This window comes from Kineococcus xinjiangensis, assembly GCF_002934625.1.
GTDB lineage: Bacteria > Actinomycetota > Actinomycetes > Actinomycetales > Kineococcaceae > Kineococcus_A > Kineococcus_A xinjiangensis.
This window is the reverse complement of record NZ_PTJD01000010.1, coordinates 72133-86347: the sequence shown is the minus strand read 5'-3', so window position 1 is coordinate 86347 and position 14215 is coordinate 72133. Positions and strand designations below refer to the sequence as shown.

The 14215-nt window shown below is 74.8% G+C and carries 16 protein-coding genes; 4 read left to right on the top strand and 12 right to left on the bottom strand.

Features of this window, described 5'->3' with window-relative positions; genetic code table 11:
• Window positions 1-14: 14 nt before the first annotated feature.
• Entirely contained in the window at window positions 15-827 is an 813-nt protein-coding gene (rfbF, locus tag CLV92_RS14250; RefSeq protein ID WP_104433702.1) for a glucose-1-phosphate cytidylyltransferase, read from the bottom strand.
• A 471-nt stretch (window positions 828-1298) separates the two neighbouring features.
• Here rfbF and CLV92_RS14245 point away from each other — a divergent pair, with 471 nt between their 5' ends.
• The 3 genes from CLV92_RS14245 to CLV92_RS14235 all read left to right on the top strand — a co-directional run bounded on the left by CLV92_RS14245 (window position 1299) and on the right by CLV92_RS14235 (window position 3045).
• Window positions 1299-1871, top strand: coding sequence for a PilZ domain-containing protein (locus tag CLV92_RS14245; protein ID WP_158257254.1), 573 nt, complete (start codon window positions 1299-1301; stop codon window positions 1869-1871).
• A gap of 90 nt (window positions 1872-1961) precedes the next feature.
• Window positions 1962-2675, top strand: a complete 714-nt coding sequence (locus CLV92_RS14240) for a methyltransferase domain-containing protein (RefSeq protein WP_158257253.1) — start codon at window positions 1962-1964, stop codon at window positions 2673-2675.
• 190 nt (window positions 2676-2865) lie between these two features.
• Window positions 2866-3045, top strand: a complete 180-nt coding sequence (locus CLV92_RS14235) for a hypothetical protein (RefSeq protein ID WP_104433696.1) — start codon at window positions 2866-2868, stop codon at window positions 3043-3045.
• Window positions 3046-3102: 57 nt separating this feature from the next.
• Here CLV92_RS14235 and CLV92_RS14230 read toward each other — a convergent pair whose 3' ends face one another.
• From CLV92_RS14230 to CLV92_RS14210, 5 genes are all read right to left on the bottom strand, one after another.
• Window positions 3103-4689, bottom strand: coding sequence for a PH domain-containing protein (locus CLV92_RS14230; protein WP_245886819.1), 1587 nt, complete (start codon window positions 4687-4689; stop codon window positions 3103-3105).
• Window positions 4686-5189, bottom strand: coding sequence for a PH domain-containing protein (locus tag CLV92_RS14225; RefSeq protein ID WP_104433694.1), 504 nt, complete (start codon window positions 5187-5189; stop codon window positions 4686-4688). Before CLV92_RS14225 ends, CLV92_RS14230 begins: the two co-directional genes overlap by 4 nt.
• Before the next feature lie 47 nt (window positions 5190-5236).
• A complete protein-coding gene (locus CLV92_RS14220) occupies window positions 5237-6193 on the bottom strand; it encodes an ABC transporter substrate-binding protein (protein ID WP_104433693.1) in 957 nt (318 codons plus the stop codon).
• A 91-nt stretch (window positions 6194-6284) separates the two neighbouring features.
• Complete coding sequence (locus CLV92_RS14215; RefSeq protein ID WP_211291133.1) at window positions 6285-7052, bottom strand: ABC transporter permease; 768 nt, start codon at window positions 7050-7052, stop codon at window positions 6285-6287.
• Complete coding sequence (locus CLV92_RS14210) at window positions 7049-7792, bottom strand: ABC transporter permease (RefSeq protein ID WP_211291132.1); 744 nt, start codon at window positions 7790-7792, stop codon at window positions 7049-7051. The genes CLV92_RS14215 and CLV92_RS14210 overlap by 4 nt, the downstream gene beginning before the upstream one ends.
• Here CLV92_RS14210 and CLV92_RS14205 point away from each other — a divergent pair.
• Window positions 7766-8962 carry an ABC transporter ATP-binding protein gene (locus CLV92_RS14205; RefSeq protein ID WP_104433691.1) on the top strand — a complete coding sequence of 399 codons (1197 nt, stop codon included), beginning with the start codon at window positions 7766-7768 and terminating at the stop codon, window positions 8960-8962. The genes CLV92_RS14210 and CLV92_RS14205 overlap by 27 nt on opposite strands.
• A gap of 174 nt (window positions 8963-9136) precedes the next feature.
• Here the strand turns inward: CLV92_RS14205 and CLV92_RS14200 are convergent, their stop codons facing one another.
• The 6 genes from CLV92_RS14200 to ftsH are packed head-to-tail and all read right to left on the bottom strand — an operon-like array spanning window position 9137 to window position 14159.
• Complete coding sequence (locus CLV92_RS14200) at window positions 9137-9622, bottom strand: DUF3180 domain-containing protein (RefSeq protein ID WP_104433689.1); 486 nt, start codon at window positions 9620-9622, stop codon at window positions 9137-9139.
• A complete protein-coding gene (folK, locus tag CLV92_RS14195; protein ID WP_104433687.1) occupies window positions 9619-10158 on the bottom strand; it encodes a 2-amino-4-hydroxy-6-hydroxymethyldihydropteridine diphosphokinase in 540 nt (179 codons plus the stop codon). The genes CLV92_RS14200 and folK overlap by 4 nt, the downstream gene beginning before the upstream one ends.
• Window positions 10155-10583, bottom strand: coding sequence for a dihydroneopterin aldolase (gene folB / locus CLV92_RS14190; protein WP_104433685.1), 429 nt, complete (start codon window positions 10581-10583; stop codon window positions 10155-10157). The genes folK and folB overlap by 4 nt, the downstream gene beginning before the upstream one ends.
• Window positions 10580-11497 carry a dihydropteroate synthase gene (folP, locus tag CLV92_RS14185; protein WP_211291131.1) on the bottom strand — a complete coding sequence of 306 codons (918 nt, stop codon included), beginning with the start codon at window positions 11495-11497 and terminating at the stop codon, window positions 10580-10582. Before folP ends, folB begins: the two co-directional genes overlap by 4 nt.
• Window position 11498: 1 nt before the next feature.
• Window positions 11499-12119 (bottom strand): GTP cyclohydrolase I FolE, encoded by a 621-nt coding sequence (gene folE, locus CLV92_RS14180; RefSeq protein WP_104433683.1) that lies wholly within the window; start codon window positions 12117-12119, stop codon window positions 11499-11501.
• A gap of 57 nt (window positions 12120-12176) precedes the next feature.
• Entirely contained in the window at window positions 12177-14159 is a 1983-nt protein-coding gene (gene ftsH, locus CLV92_RS14175; RefSeq protein WP_104433681.1) for an ATP-dependent zinc metalloprotease FtsH, read from the bottom strand.
• Window positions 14160-14215: the final 56 nt, after the last annotated feature.

Genomic DNA, 14215 nt, shown 5'->3' with positions numbered 1-14215 from the left:
CTCAGCCCGCTCCGTCAGTCCTGCCAGATCTTCCACGGGGCCTGTCCGGAGTCCCAGAGCTTGTTCAGCTCGGTCCAGTCGCGGAAGGTGTCCATGCCGAGCCAGTAGCCCTCGTGGGCGGAGAGGGTGAGCTGCCCGTCGCGGGCGACGCGCTGCAGCGGCTTCGACTCGAGCATGACCTCGGGGTCGTCCTCGAGGTACGTGTCGACGAACTCGCGCTGGAAGACGAAGAACCCGCCGTTCACCCAGCCGTCGGCCAGCGTCGGCTTCTCGTTGAACTCGACGACGGCCCCGTCCTCGACGTGCATCTCGCCGTAGCGGCTGGAGGGGTGCACGGCGGTCACGGTGGCGAGGCGCCCGCCGGCCTCGTGGTCCTTCAGCGTCTTGGCGATGTCGACGTCGCCGATGCCGTCGCCGTAGGTCAGGCAGAACTTGTCGGCGTCGAGGTGCTGCGCCACGCGGAAGATGCGGGCGGCGGTGGCGGTGGTGAGCCCCGTCTCGACGAAGGTGATCTCCCAGTCCTCCTGCACGCCGGCAGAGTGGAACTCCGGCTCCTCATGGGTGGAGAGGTTAATCGTGAAGTCACCGGCGTTGAGGCGGTAGTCGAGGAAGTACCGCTTGATCATGTCGCTCTTGTAGCCGAGGCACAGGACGAACTTGCGGAAGCCGTGCGCGCTGTAGAGCTTCATGATGTGCCACAGGATGGGGCGGCCACCGATGTCCACCAGCGGCTTCGGCAGCTTCTCGCTGGCCTCGCGCAGGCGGGTCCCCATGCCGCCGCAGAGGATGACGACGGGGATGTCGCGCGGATTGGTCGCTTCGGTCATGCCTGGATTCCCTCACTCGGTCTGTTCCGGCCTGGCCGGCCCCCCGGGCCGGGCATGGAAGAGCGGGGGTGTTCCGTGCAGCGCGGACGGCCCGGCTGGCGACGCGCAACCCCCCACGAATCCGCGTCAGGGCCGCTGTCCGAACCCCTGCAGAGCGCACGCTGAGAGCACACGCCCGGCGACGGGAGACTACTACAGGCAACTGATCACTCCGAGTGACAATCACCCTCCAGGGTCAATCCCCCACCACGCCAGGGGCTCTCCCCGCCCCCGATCACCAGTTGCCTTCACGAGCGGAGCAACAACCGTCACACAGCGTCACTCCTGAGACAATCACGGCTCGCCGTAGTAACGTGCCGTGATTGAGTGACTACTCAGCGACCAGCATCTCGACGGGGAGGGCGCATGAACGCGAGCGGTGGCAACCCGCTCAGCACCGGAGGACCGATCCCGGGGACCGAGGTCACGCTCATGCCCACGGGCAGCCCCGACGTGCACGTCGGCGTCGTCCGGTCCTGGACCTCCAGCGCCTCCGGACTCGTGGTGACCAGCCAGGTGGGCATGCCCCCCGCGATCGTCGAGGCCCTCGACGGACAGCGGGTGTGGGCCAGCGCCCGCATGGAGGAGGACGGCTCCCTCGCCGTCTTCCAGGCCGTCGCCCAGGCGCACCGCGACGACGAGCTCGCCCTGACCGGCGTCGTCCTGCTGGCCAACGAGGCCCGCCGCGGCGCCGTCCGCGCCCAGACCCGCCGCCCCGCGCACCTCGTCGGCGCCGGCTACGACGGTGGCACCACCACCGTCGACATCTCCCGCACCGGCGTCCGCCTCCAGAGCGGGGACCAGCTGCCCGCCCCCCACGACAAGGTCGAGGTCAGCCTCACGCTCGACGAGGGCGTGGAGGTCCACGCCCACGGGGAGGTCCTGCGCGTCGACGAGTCCGCCGGCGAGACCGTCGTGCAGTTCGTCGACATGGATCCCGCCGACAGCGCCGCCGTCGAGCGCACCGTCCTCACCGAGCTGGCCCGCAAGAGCCGCGGCGGCTGAGGACCCCGCTCCACCCGGTCGCGCCCGGCCCTCCCCCGCCCCGGCGGGCCGCCCGGGCGCGGCCGCCGTCCCTTGCCTACGCTCGCCTGCGTGGGACGCTTCGAGAACGTGACCAGACTGGCCCAGCCGGCGTCGCGCTCCGTCGTCGCGGACCTCGGCTGCGGGCCGGGGCGCCTGACGCGGGCCCTGCTCGCCACGGACGCGGCACTCGTGCACGCCGTCGACGTGGCCGCCACCCTCGACGACGACCTGCTGCTGGACCCCCGCGTCCGCGCCCACATCGCGGACCTCGACCGCCCCCTGCCACTGCCCGAGGCCGGCCTGGACGTGGCGATCTCCCTCAACACCCTCGAGCACCTCGCCGACCCCGCCGCCCACCTCGACGACGTCCAGCGGCTGCTGCGCCCCGGGGGGCGCTTCGTCCTCGCGCAGAGCGACTGGGACACCGCCCTCTTCTCCAGCACCGACGACCAGCTCACCCGCACCCTCATCGACCACTGGGTCGCGCACGCCCCCAGCGCCGGCGCCAGCGTCGACGGCTTCGCGGGACGCAAGCTGCTGCGCTACGCCGACGTCAGCGGCCTCGCGCTGGAGTCGGTGCACTCCTGGGCGGACCCGCACCGGCGCTTCGACGTCGGGTCCGTGGCGTGGAAGGTGGCCACGGGCGTGCTCGCCGCCGTCTCCGACGACCGCGACCTCTCCGCCCGCGCCGCCGGCTGGGTGGAGGAGCTGCGCCAGCTCGCACGCGCGGGCAGGTTCCTCTTCACCGTCACCGACGTGGCCGTCGTCCTGCGCAAGGCCTGAAGCCCCACCACCCGCCCCGCCCGGCCCACCGGCACGCCCGTCGGCGCGCGGACACGCGCCGGGTCGGGAACCATGCTGACCACCGCAGCCGTTGCCCGGTGGACGGGCCACCGCCCCTCCGCGACCGGGCTCCGGAACCGCGGGAAGCGACGACGGCCCCGCACCACGGGCCCCACGAGGAGGAACCACCATGCCCGGACTCGCAGGGAAGATCTCGAAGTTCCTGGCCACGCCCCAGGGGCGCCGGCTCACCGGCCAGGCCGTCCGCAAGGCCCAGCAGCTCGCCGCCAACCCCCGCACCCGCGCCCGGATGCTGGAGCTGGCCACCAAGCTGAACCAGCGCGGCGCGGGGCCCGGCACCCGGCGCTGATCCCGGCCCGCCGCGGTCGGGCCCGCCCGGCGGGCGAGCCCGGCCGGGCGGGGCGCCTCAGGCCTCCGGCGCGGCGGTCCGCTCCCCCGGCACCGGCGCGGCGGCCCGCGCGGGCGGCACCGTGCCGCGCTCCATCCACCGCTCCGGCCCCGCCGCCGCCCGCGCGGTCCGTGCCCGCACCGACTGCTCCTGCAGCAGCTCCGCCGCCACCTCCGCCGCCAGGTGGCGCACCTGCGGGGCGACCGGACCGGGCGTGGAGTGCAAGGACACGCTGGCCAGGCCCAGGCGGCGCTGCCACGGCCCCTGCTGCAGGGCCAGGCTCTGGGTCCGCTCGTGCGGGACGACGTCCAGGTAGCGGCGCAGCACCCCGCCCCGGGACAGGAACGCGCGCTCCGTCACCCGGAACCCCAGCCGGCGCCGCGCCAGCGGGTCCAGCCAGCGCGCCGCGGGCGGCACCGGGGTGAAGCCGCCGTCGCGGTCGCGGCCCGTCAGCCCGGCCGAGACGACGTCGATCGGCGCCTCGTCGGTGCCCAGGTCCGGCAGCACCACCGCCAGCACGCGGGCCAGCTCCTCCCGCGTACCCACCGGCAGCACCAGCCGCTCCTCGCCCTGCGCCTCCACGCCCACGGCGTACCCGGCCACGTTGACGTGCACCCGCCACCAGTCCGGGCGCCGCCACAGCAGCGGCTGGGAGATCCGCAGCGCCTGGACCCGGCCCGGCGGCACCGTCTGCGAGCGCAGCTCCAGCAGCCCGCGCCGCACCCGCAGCCCGTCCGGGGACTCCGCCACGGAGAAGCCGAAGCCGTGGGTGAAGCGCTGCCAGGCCGCACCGAGCGCCCCCAGGACCAGGGGCGCGGCCGCGGCCAGGGAGATCACGCCGCCGTCGGCGAACACGGCGGCCACCGCCCCAGCCACGGCCACCAGCACCCACACGGTCAGCCCGGAGAACAGCATCGAGAGGAGGAGGCGCTGCACCGGAACCTCCACCACGGGCCGCTCCGGCGCCTCCGGGGCCTCCTCGCCCTCCGCGTAGCGGACCCCCGCGGCGGCGGCGAGCAGGGCGTTGCGCACCCGCTGCGCCTCCTCCTCCTTCAGGTACGCCAGGCGCACCCCGCCGCCCGCGCCGCCGGCGACCTCCAGGCGCAGCTCCGCCAGGCCCGCGAGGCGTCCCAGCAGGGGGCGGACCACGTCGACGGCCTGCAACCGGTCCAGCTGCGCCCGCCGCTGCTGCCGGAAGAGGACACCGCTCTCCATGTGCACGGCCTCGGCGTCGATGCGGTAGCGGGTGCGCCGCCAGGCCAGCACGCCCCAGACGACGCTCAGCAGGGTCAGGAGGACGATCCCCCCGCCCACGGCCGCCAGCAGCTGCCAGGACGGCCGCTCGGGCTCCAGCAGGTGCTCGAAGTTCTGGTGGACCAGCACCGCGAAGATCACCGCGAGGGTCTTCCAGCCCCGCAGCAGCGGCGTCACGGGGTGCAGGCGCTGCCAGCCGGGGTCCGCCAGCACCTGCCGCGTCGCCGGATCGACCGAGCCCGGGTCCACCCGCTCCAGCGCCGGCTCGGCGGCGGGCGGCTCGGCGGCGGGCTCCCCCGCTGCGGGACCCTCCACCGCAGGGCCCTCGGTGCCCGGTCGCTCGGTGCTCACAGCCCGGCCAGCCTCGCCTCGCCACGGCCGGCCAGCCGGTCGCGCAGGCGGGCGGCCTCCTCCGGCGGCAGGCCCGGGATGACGGCGTCGGTGGAGGCCGAGGCCGTGTGCAGCTGCAGGGTGGCGATCCCGAAGCGCCGCTCGACGGGCCCCGCCTTCACGTCGACGTACTGCATCCGCCCGTACGGGACCACGACGAGCGTCCGGAACAGCAGGCCGTGCAGCACCAGCAGGTCGTCGTCGCGCTCGGCGTAGCCCCACGCCGGCACCTGCCGGCCGATGAGCCACCACTCCCAGGCCCCGGACAGCAGCACCAGCCCCGCCCCGGCGTGGAACCACGGGCTGACCAGCACCCCTGCGACGAGCAGTCCGACCGCCAGCACCCCTGTGACGACGCCGGAGATGGCGCGGCGGACCGTCACCAGCCGGGGCGAGAGGCGGCTCCAGGTCACCCCCGGCGGCGCGAACGGCTCGACGGACACGGGTTGCGGTGAGCTCACCCGCCCAGCGTGCCAGAGGGCCCCGCCGCGCAGGCGGGGCCCGGCCGTCAGACCAGCCCCTTCTCCGCCACGTAGGCCTTCGCCACCTCGGCCGGCTTCTTCCGCTCCCCGTCGACCTGGACGTTCAGCCGCGCCAGGTCCTCGGTGGTGAGGGTCTCGGCGAGCTCGTCGAGCGCCTCGGCGATCCTCGGGTCCGCCGCCTCGGCGTTGACCACGGGGACGAGGTTGTCGGCGGCCTGCAGGCCCTTGTCGTCCTCCAGCAGCACCAGCCCCTGCGCCTCCAGCGTCCCGTCGGTGGTGCCGGTCAGCCCGAGCTGCGCCGAGCCGTCGAGGACCTTCTGCTTCGCCGACGCGCTGCCGTACGGGTCGCCGGTGACCTCGCTGATCTGCAGCCCGTAGGTCTGCTCCAGGCCGGGCTGGCAGAACGTGTTCTCCACGCAGTCGTCGCCCGCGGCCAGGACGACCGGCTTCCCCAGCGCCGCCAGCTCGCTCAGCGTGCTCACCGAGTTCTGCCGGGCGAACTCCTCGCTGACGTAGAAGCCGTTGGAGTTGCGCGCCGCGGCGGGCTCCAGCACCTCCAGCCCGGCCTCCTCCGCCAGCGGCCGCAGCGCCTCCACCGTGGTCGCCGCGTCGGAGGTGGCGACGGGGGCGGCGTCCTCGCCGTTCTGCGTGCGGTTGAGGTACTCCGCCAGCGACGCGGCGTACTCGGGGACGACGTCCACCTCGCCCGACTGCAGCGCCTTGGCGTAGACCGCCCGCTCCCCCGCCGGCTTGATCGTCACCTCGTAGCCCTGCGCGCGCAGCAGCTCCGCGTAGATGTTCTGCATGATCGCCATCTCGCTGGCGGTCGAGCCGCCCACCACGAGCTCGCCGGCCTCCGAGGCGGACCCGCTCGGCGAAGAGGAGGCGGACGGGTTCCCCGAGACCTCCGCGGGGCTGGAGCAGGAGGCCAGGACCACGGCGGACCCCGCCAGGGCGCTGACCAGGAGTGCACGACGTCGCATCGAAGACCGCCTTCTGTGTCCCGTGACCGCCAGGCCACGCGTGTCCGGCGAGGGGGGAACCGGGGACGACCCCCGGCCGCTCGCGCTGCTGTCAGGACGTAGTGAACCCCAGGGAGGCGACACCCGCGTCCTGCAGGTCCTCTCCGTCGTCCGCCGCGCCGCCACCCGGCCCCCTGCGCCGCGCCCGGCCCACCCGGTCGGCGGCGCGCTGCAGCAGCACCAGCAGCCCCTCCACCGCCAGCGCCAGTGCGGCGATCACCAGCGCCGCACCCACGTAGCGGCTCGGCGCGTCCGTCGTGAACCCCTCCGTCACGATCCGCCCCAGCCCCGGCCCGGCCACCATCCCCGCCACCGAGGCCGTCGCCACCGTCTGCAGGGCCGCCAGCCGCAGCCCCGTCAGCACCAGCGGCAGCGCCAGCGGCAGCTCCACCCGCAGCAGCACCTGCGCGGCGCTCATGCCCATCCCCCGCGCCGCCTCCACCACGCCCCGGTCCACCTGCCGCACCCCGACGTAGGTGTTCGTCAGCAGCGGCGGCACCGCGAACAGCGTCAGCGCCACCACCACCGAGGCGTCCCGCGGCCCCAGCGGCGCCGGCAGCAGGAAGAGCAGCGCGATCAGCGCCAGCACCGGCACCGCCCGCCCCAGGTTGCCCAGCACCACCGCCAGCCCGCCGCCGCGCCCGGCGTGGCCCAGCAGCAGCGCCACCGGCACCGTCAGCAGCACCGCGAGCGCCACGCTCAGCCCGCTCAGCCACACGTGCTCGACGAGGCGCTCCCCCAGCCCGCCCGGCTCCGTCCAGCTGCGCGGGTCCAGCAGGTAGTCCCCGACCAGCCCCACCCAGCCCTGCGAGGCGCTCACCCCGGCCCACCCCCCTGCAGGACCGGCTCCGCGCCGGCCGCACGCCGCCCGCCCCGCCGCCCCGCCGCCCGCTGCACCGCCAGCAGCACCAGGTCCACCACCACCGCCAGCGCGACCACCAGCACCGTCGCGGTCAGGACCTGCGCCCGGAAGTTCCTCCGCTGCCCGTCCAGCAGCAGCGTGCCCAGGCCGCCGAAGCCCACCAGCCCGCCGATCGTGGTCATCGCCACGGCCGAGACGGTGGCGATGCGCAGACCCGCCAGGATCGCCGGCAGCGCCAGCGGCAGCTCCACGGTCAGCAGCAGCCGCGCCGGGGCGTACCCCATGCCCCGCGCGGCGTCCACCACCGGCGTCGGCACCCCGTCCAGCCCCGCGAGGGTGTTGCGCAGCAGCACGGCCAGCGAGTACAGCGCCAGCGGCAGCACCACCGTCCACGGCGACAGGCCCGTGAAGGGCACCATCACGGGGATCAGCGCCAGCGACGGGATGGAGTAGAGCACCGTCGACGACGCCAGCAGCAGCCCCTTCGGCCCCGGCCGGCGCCGCACCAGCAGCGCCAGCGGGAACGCCAGCACCGACGCGAGGACCACGCTGACCACGGTGATCCAGGCGTGCTGCCACGTCGCGGCCAGCAGCTCCGCGCGGCGGGAGTCCAGGTAGTCCCCGCAGATCCACTCGTTGCGGCTCAGGCAGCCCTCGGACAGGCTTCGGACATGAGCGCCGAGACCACCGAGGATCACGCGGCCGACGCTACCGGTGACGTCGCCATCCGTCTCGACGGTGTCCGCAAGCAGTACCCCGACGGGACCGTGGCCGTCGGGGACCTGACGATGGACGTCCGCAACGGCGAGCTCGTGGCGCTCGTGGGCCCCTCCGGCTGCGGCAAGTCCACGATCCTGCGGATGGTCAACCGCCTCGTCGAGCCCAGCTCCGGGCGGATCCTCCTGCACGGGACGGACGTCACCCACTCCGACCCCGTCCAGCTGCGCCGCGGCATCGGCTACGTCATCCAGGCGGGCGGCCTGCTGCCGCACCTCGACGTGCGCACCAACGTCGGCACCGTGCCCAAGCTCCTCGGCTGGGAGTCACGGCTGTGGCGCCGGCGCGCCGACGAGCTGCTCGACCTCGTCGGCCTGCCCCCCGGCGAGTACGGCAGCCGCTACCCGCACGAGCTCTCCGGCGGCCAGCAGCAGCGCGTGGGCGTCGCCCGGGCGCTCGCCGCGGACCCCCCGGTGCTGCTCATGGACGAGCCGTTCGGGGCCGTCGACCCGGTGGTGCGCGAGCGGCTGCAGAACGAGTTCCTGCGCATCCAGTCGGAGCTGCGCAAGACCGTCCTGTTCGTCACCCACGACCTCGACGAGGCGGTGAAGATGGCCGACCGGGTCGCCGTGCTCAGCGCCGGCGGCGTGCTGGAGCAGTACGCCGACCCCTCGACCCTGCTGTCGGACCCGGCCAACGAGTTCGTCATCCGGTTCATCGGCTCCGACCGCGGCCTGCGGCGCCTGGCCGTCACCCCCATCCGGCCCGACGACCTGGACCGGCCCACCGTCCTCGCCGAGGGCGACGGCGTCGGCTACGCCGCCACGGCGCTGGAGGTCGACGGCCGCTCCTGGGGCGTGGTCCTCGACGCGGACGAGGTGCACCCGCTCGGCTGGGTCAGCCGCGGGTCGGTCACGCAGGCGATGCGCGTGGGGGCGCGGCAGGGCACCGTGGGCGAGTGGCTGCGGCCCTTCGCCTCGTCCATCCAGCAGACCGAGACCCTGCGGACGGGGTTCTCCATGCTGCTCGCCCAGGACCAGCGGTGGCTGCCGGTGCTCGACGGGGACCGCTACGTCGGCATCCTCACCCCCGACGTCGTGCACACGGCGCTGCGCCGCGGCACCCCCGGGCACGTGGAGGACGACGACTGAGGCGGGGGCGCCGGCCGAGCCCCTCCTGGACCCTTCAAGAACCCCTCCTGAACCCCGGAAAGGGTCCTTTCCGTGCTCGCGCACCCCCGGACGACCCCGGAAAGGGTCCTTTCCGGGCGGGGCGGGGCGGAGGAGGGCGGGGCGGAGCGGGGCGGGGCGGGGCGGGGCCGGGCGTCAGTCCAGCGCGTCGGCCACCGCTCCGCCGCCCGTGTCCCGGTCCTGGCGCGGCGGCACGCGGCACCAGCGCTCCACCAGCAGCCCCGCCACCACCATCAGCAGCGACGCCAGGGCTGCGGCCAGCGCCACCCACATCCGCTCCCGGCGGGCGTCGATCGCGAACGTCGCGGCGTAGTGCGCCGCCTGCCCGCCGAACCAGCCCAGCAGCAGCGACCCCGCGTACGCCGACGCCTTGCCCAGCACCGCCGTGCGGGCCGCGCGCAGGGCGTCGATGCGCCGCTGCCGGTCCCCGCGCAGCCACTGCCGCACCGGCCAGCCCGCGCCCGCGACGACGACCGCGATGAGCACCAGCGCCGCCACCGTCGTCCACAGCAGCGGCGGCTCGTGCGCGCCACGGGCCGCCCACAGCCGCACGCCCGCCCACGTCAGGGCCCCCGCCACCGCGGCGACGGCCACCAGCCGCGACCACTGCGTCGGCCTCACAGCGCCACCTCCGCGGGACGCACGCCCTGCGCGCCCGCCGCGGCCAGCAGGTCCGCGACCCGCCCCCCGCCCGGCCCCGGCAGGACCGCGGCGGGGTCGACGGCGTGCCAGGGGGCCAGCACGAAGGCCCGGGTGTGCGCGCGGGGATGCGGCAGGACGAGGCGCTCCGACGCGGCGACGAGCCCCGCGTAGTCGACGACGTCGACGTCCAGGGTCCGCGCGCCCCAGCGCACCGCCGCCGGCGAGCGGTCCCGCCTGTGCCGCGCCTCGACGTCCTGGCAGGCGTCGAGCAGCCCCTGCGGGGCGAGGTCCGTCTCGACGAGCACGACGGCGTTGAGGTAGTCGGGCTGCTCGGGGCCACCGACGGGATCGGTCTCCACGACCGGCGAGACGGCCCGCACCCGCACCCCGGGCACCGACCGCAGCGCACGGACGGCGGAGCGCAGCGCCTCCCCCCGGTCGCCGAGGTTCGTGCCCAGGGCCAGCACCGCCGCTGCCGGGGCGGCCGGTGCCGCCGTCAGCGGGTCGCCGCTCACGCGCAGCCCCGCTCGTCGCCGCGGGTGCGGCGGACCGCGACCTCCACGTCGGCGAAGGCCACGGGGATGGGCGCGTGCGGCTTGTGCACCACCACGTCGACGGCCCGCACGGGGGGCTCCGCCAGGCACAGCGCGGCGATCCGCTCCGCGAGGGTCTCCAGCAGGTCCACGGGCTCCCCCGTCAGCACGGCCACGATCCGCTCCGACAGCACCCCGTAGTGGACGGTGGCGGCGAGGTCGTCCTCCGCGGCGGCGGCCCGGGTGTCCAGGTGCAGGGCCACGTCGACCCGGAAGAGCTGCCCGTCGCGGCGCTCCTCCTCGTAGACGCCGTGGTGGCCGACGGCCTCCAGACCCCGCACGACGATGCGGTCCAGGGGACGGCCGGAGCGGTCCAGCACCGGCGGGCTGGCGTCCAGGGTGCTCATGGACGCGATCCTGCCCGCTCGCCCGCGGCGACCGGTGGGCCGGGTCGCTCGGCGGCCGGGTCCGCCCACGCCGCCGCCACGCGCACCGCCGCCGCGGAGGAGGCCACGTCGTGCACGCGCACCCCCCACGCCCCGGCGTGCGCGGCCAGCGCCGTCACCGCGGCCGTCGCGGCGTCGCGCTCCGGCGCCGGTGGCGCGGCGCCGTCGGGACCGGCGAGGAGGGCACCGAGGAACCGCTTGCGGGAGGCACCCACCAGCAGCGGGTGCCCGAGGGCGCGCAGGCGGTCCAGGGAGCGCAGCAGCGCCCAGTCGTGCTCGCCGACCTTCGCGAAGCCCAGCCCGGGGTCCAGCACGACCCGCTCCGCCGGAACGCCCGCGGCCACCGCGCGGTCGCGGGCGGCGGCGAGCTCCGCGACGACATCGGCGACCACGTCGGTGTAGGTGGCGCGGGAGGTCATGACGTCGCTGTGGCCGCGCCAGTGGGACACCACGAACAGCGCGCCCGTCGCCGCCACGGCCGCCGCCATCGCCTCGTCGGCCAGGCCGCCGCTGACGTCGTTGACGACCACCGCACCGGCCTGCACGGCCCGGCGGGCGACGTCCGCCCGCATCGTGTCCACGCTCACCGCCACCCCGGCCGCGGCGAGGCGCTCCACGATCGGCAGCACCCGGCGCGCCTCCTCGTCGGCGCCCACGCGCTGCGCCCCGGGGCGGGTGGACTCCCCGCCGACGTCGACGAGGTCCGCGCCCGCCGCGACCATCGCCTGCGCGTGGGCCACAGCAGCGTCCGCGGCCATCCAGCGGCCGCCGTCGGAGAAGGAGTCGGGGGTGACGTTGAGGACCCCCACGACCCGGCACCGCCCCGGCGCCAGCAGCGCGGCGACGTCGCGCGGGCCGCGACCGCCCGGCTCCACGTCAGCGCCCCACGATGAGGCTCATGGCCTCCGCCCGCGTGGCGGGGTTGCGCAGCGCGCCGCGGACCGCGGAGGTGACCGTGCGGGCGCCGTCCTTGCGGACCCCGCGGTAGCTCATGCAGAAGTGCTCGCACTCCACGACCACGATGGCGCCGCGCGGGTGCAGCCGGCTCATCAGGGCGTCGGCGACCTGGGTGGTGAGCTGCTCCTGCAGCTGGGGGCGGCGGGCGTAGAGGTCCACCAGCCGGGCCAGCTTCGACAGCCCCGTCACCCGGCCGTGCTCACCGGGGATGTAGCCGACGTGGGCGACGCCGTGGAAGGGCAGCAGGTGGTGCTCGCACATCGACTGCACCTCGATGTCGCGGACGAGGACCAGCTCGTCGTGCTCGAGGCCGAAGTCGGTGACGAGGACGTCTGTCGGGTCCTGCCAGAGGCCGGCGAACATCTCGCGGTAGGCGCGCGCCACCCGCTGGGGGGTGTCGCGCAGGCCCTCGCGGTCGGGGTCCTCGCCGATGGCGAGGAGCAGCTCGCGCACGGCGGCCTCGGCGCGGGGAACGTCGAAGCGGGGCCGGGCGCCGGTGGTCTCCGGCGCTCCGGCCCCGCTCGTGGGCGTGCTGTCGATGGTGGTCGCTCCTGCTGCGCTGGTGGGTGCCGCGGCCCGCTCGGTGGGGCCGGGGCGTCAGGACTGCTCGTGCGGGCCGAAGCCGTGGACGGGCGTCTGGAACCCGTTGGCGTGGCCGTTGGCGGAACCGCGCTCCCGCGGGCCGAGCACCGGCGGGATCTCGGAGACGGCGCGGCGGGAGCTGGACAGCCACACCGGGCGCGCGGGCCGCTTGACCACGGGGGCGAAGATCTCCGCCAGCTCCTCGCGGTTGAGCGTCTCCCGGTCCAGCAGCGCCAGGACGAGGTCGTCGAGGACCTGCCGGTGCTCCACGAGGATCTCCCACGCCTCGTCGTGGGCGGCCTCGATGAGACGGCGGACCTCCTCGTCGACGATGCCCGCGAGGTCCTCGGAGTAGTCGCGCTCGTGGCCCATGTCCCGGCCGAGGAACACCTCGCCCTGCCCCGAGCCCAGCTTGATCGCGCCGATCCGCTCGCTCATCCCGTACTGGGTGACCATCTTGCGGGCGAGCGTCGTCGCCTTCTCGATGTCGTTCGACGCCCCCGTCGTGGGGTCGTGGAACACGAGCTCCTCCGCGACGCGGCCACCGAGGGCGTAGGCGAGCTGGTCGAGGATCTCGTTGCGGCTGGTGGAGTACTTGTCCTCCTGCGGCAGCACCATCGTGTACCCGAGGGCGCGCCCGCGCGGCAGGATCGTGACCTTGGTGACCGGGTCGGTGTTCGGCAGCGCCGCGGCCACCAGGGCGTGGCCGCCCTCGTGGTAGGCGGTGACCTTCAGTTCCTTCTCGTTCATCCGCCGCGTGCGCTTCTGCGGGCCGGCCATGACGCGGTCGATGGCCTCGTCGAGGGCGCGGTCGTCGATGACGGCGGCGTTCGCGCGGGCCGTCAGCAGGGCCGCCTCGTTGAGGACGTTCGCCAGGTCCGCACCGGTGAAGCCGGGGGTGCGGCGGGCCACCCCGCGCAGGTCCACGTCCGGGGCCATCGGCTTGCCCTTGGAGTGGACGCGCAGGATCTTCTCGCGGCCGTCCATGTCGGGGGCCTCGACGGCGATCTGGCGGTCGAAGCGGCCCGGGCGCAGCAGGGCCGGGTCGAGGATGTCGGGGCGGTTGGTGGCCGCGATCAGGATGACGTTGGCCTTGACGTCGAAGCCGTCCATCTCGACGAGGAGCTGGTTCAGGGTCTGCTCGCGCTCGTCGTGCCCACCGCCGAGGCCGGCGCCGCGGTGGCGGCCGACGGCGTCGATCTCGTCGACGAAGACGATGGCCGGGGCGTTGGCCTTGGCCTGCTCGAAGAGGTCGCGCACGCGGCTGGCGCCGACGCCGACGAACATCTCCACGAAGTCGGAGCCCGAGATCGAGTAGAACGGCACCCCCGCCTCACCGGCGACGGCCCGGGCGAGCAGCGTCTTGCCCGTGCCGGGAGGGCCGTAGAGCAGCACGCCCTTGGGGATCTTCGCGCCGACCGCCTGGAACTTCGCCGGCTCGGAGAGGAACTCCTTGATCTCGTGGAGCTCCTCGACGGCCTCCTCGGCGCCGGCGACGTCGGCGAAGGTCACCTTCGGGGTGTCCTTGGAGACCATCTTCGCCTTGGACTTGCCGAAGTTCATGACCCGGCTGCCGCCGCCCTGCATCTGGCCCATCAGGAACCAGAAGAGGAGGAGCAGGATGATGAACGGCGCGATCGAGAACAGCAGCGTCTGCAGGATGCCCGCGCGCGGCACCTCGTCGGTCACGCCCTCCGGCGGCGGGTTGTCGGCGAGGACCTCGAGGATGTCCCCACCGCGCTGGAAGATGTAGTAGGAGTGGACCTTCGACGCCCCCTGCTCGAGGACGTTGTCCTTCAGGGTCAGGTCGATGCGCTGCTCGTTGTCGGTGAGCACGACCTCCTTGACCTTGTCCTGCTCGATGAGCTGGATCGCCTTGGTGGTCGACACCTCGGCCGTACCGCTCGACGCGATGAAGGACATCGCCACGATGACCAGCAGCACGGCGAGCACGATCCACATCGCGGGGCCGCGGAAGAGGCGCTTGAGATTGGACATCAGTCGAGGGGGGCGACCCCCGTCCCTCCTGCTAGCACGTAGTTGGCACGACGGTA

Excerpts from the sequence above, each read along its gene's own strand:
- rfbF (WP_104433702.1), bottom strand. The coding sequence starts at position 827 with ATGACCGAAGCGACCAATCCGCGCGACATCCCCGTCGTCATCCTCTGC.
- CLV92_RS14245 (WP_158257254.1), top strand. The coding sequence starts at position 1,299 with ATGCCCACGGGCAGCCCCGACGTGCACGTCGGCGTCGTCCGGTCCTGG.
- CLV92_RS14235 (WP_104433696.1), top strand. The coding sequence starts at position 2,866 with ATGCCCGGACTCGCAGGGAAGATCTCGAAGTTCCTGGCCACGCCCCAG.
- CLV92_RS14220 (WP_104433693.1), bottom strand. The coding sequence starts at position 6,193 with ATGCGACGTCGTGCACTCCTGGTCAGCGCCCTGGCGGGGTCCGCCGTG.
- CLV92_RS14205 (WP_104433691.1), top strand. The coding sequence starts at position 7,766 with ATGAGCGCCGAGACCACCGAGGATCACGCGGCCGACGCTACCGGTGAC.
- folB (WP_104433685.1), bottom strand. The coding sequence starts at position 10,583 with ATGAGCACCCTGGACGCCAGCCCGCCGGTGCTGGACCGCTCCGGCCGT.
- ftsH (WP_104433681.1), bottom strand. The coding sequence starts at position 14,159 with ATGTCCAATCTCAAGCGCCTCTTCCGCGGCCCCGCGATGTGGATCGTG.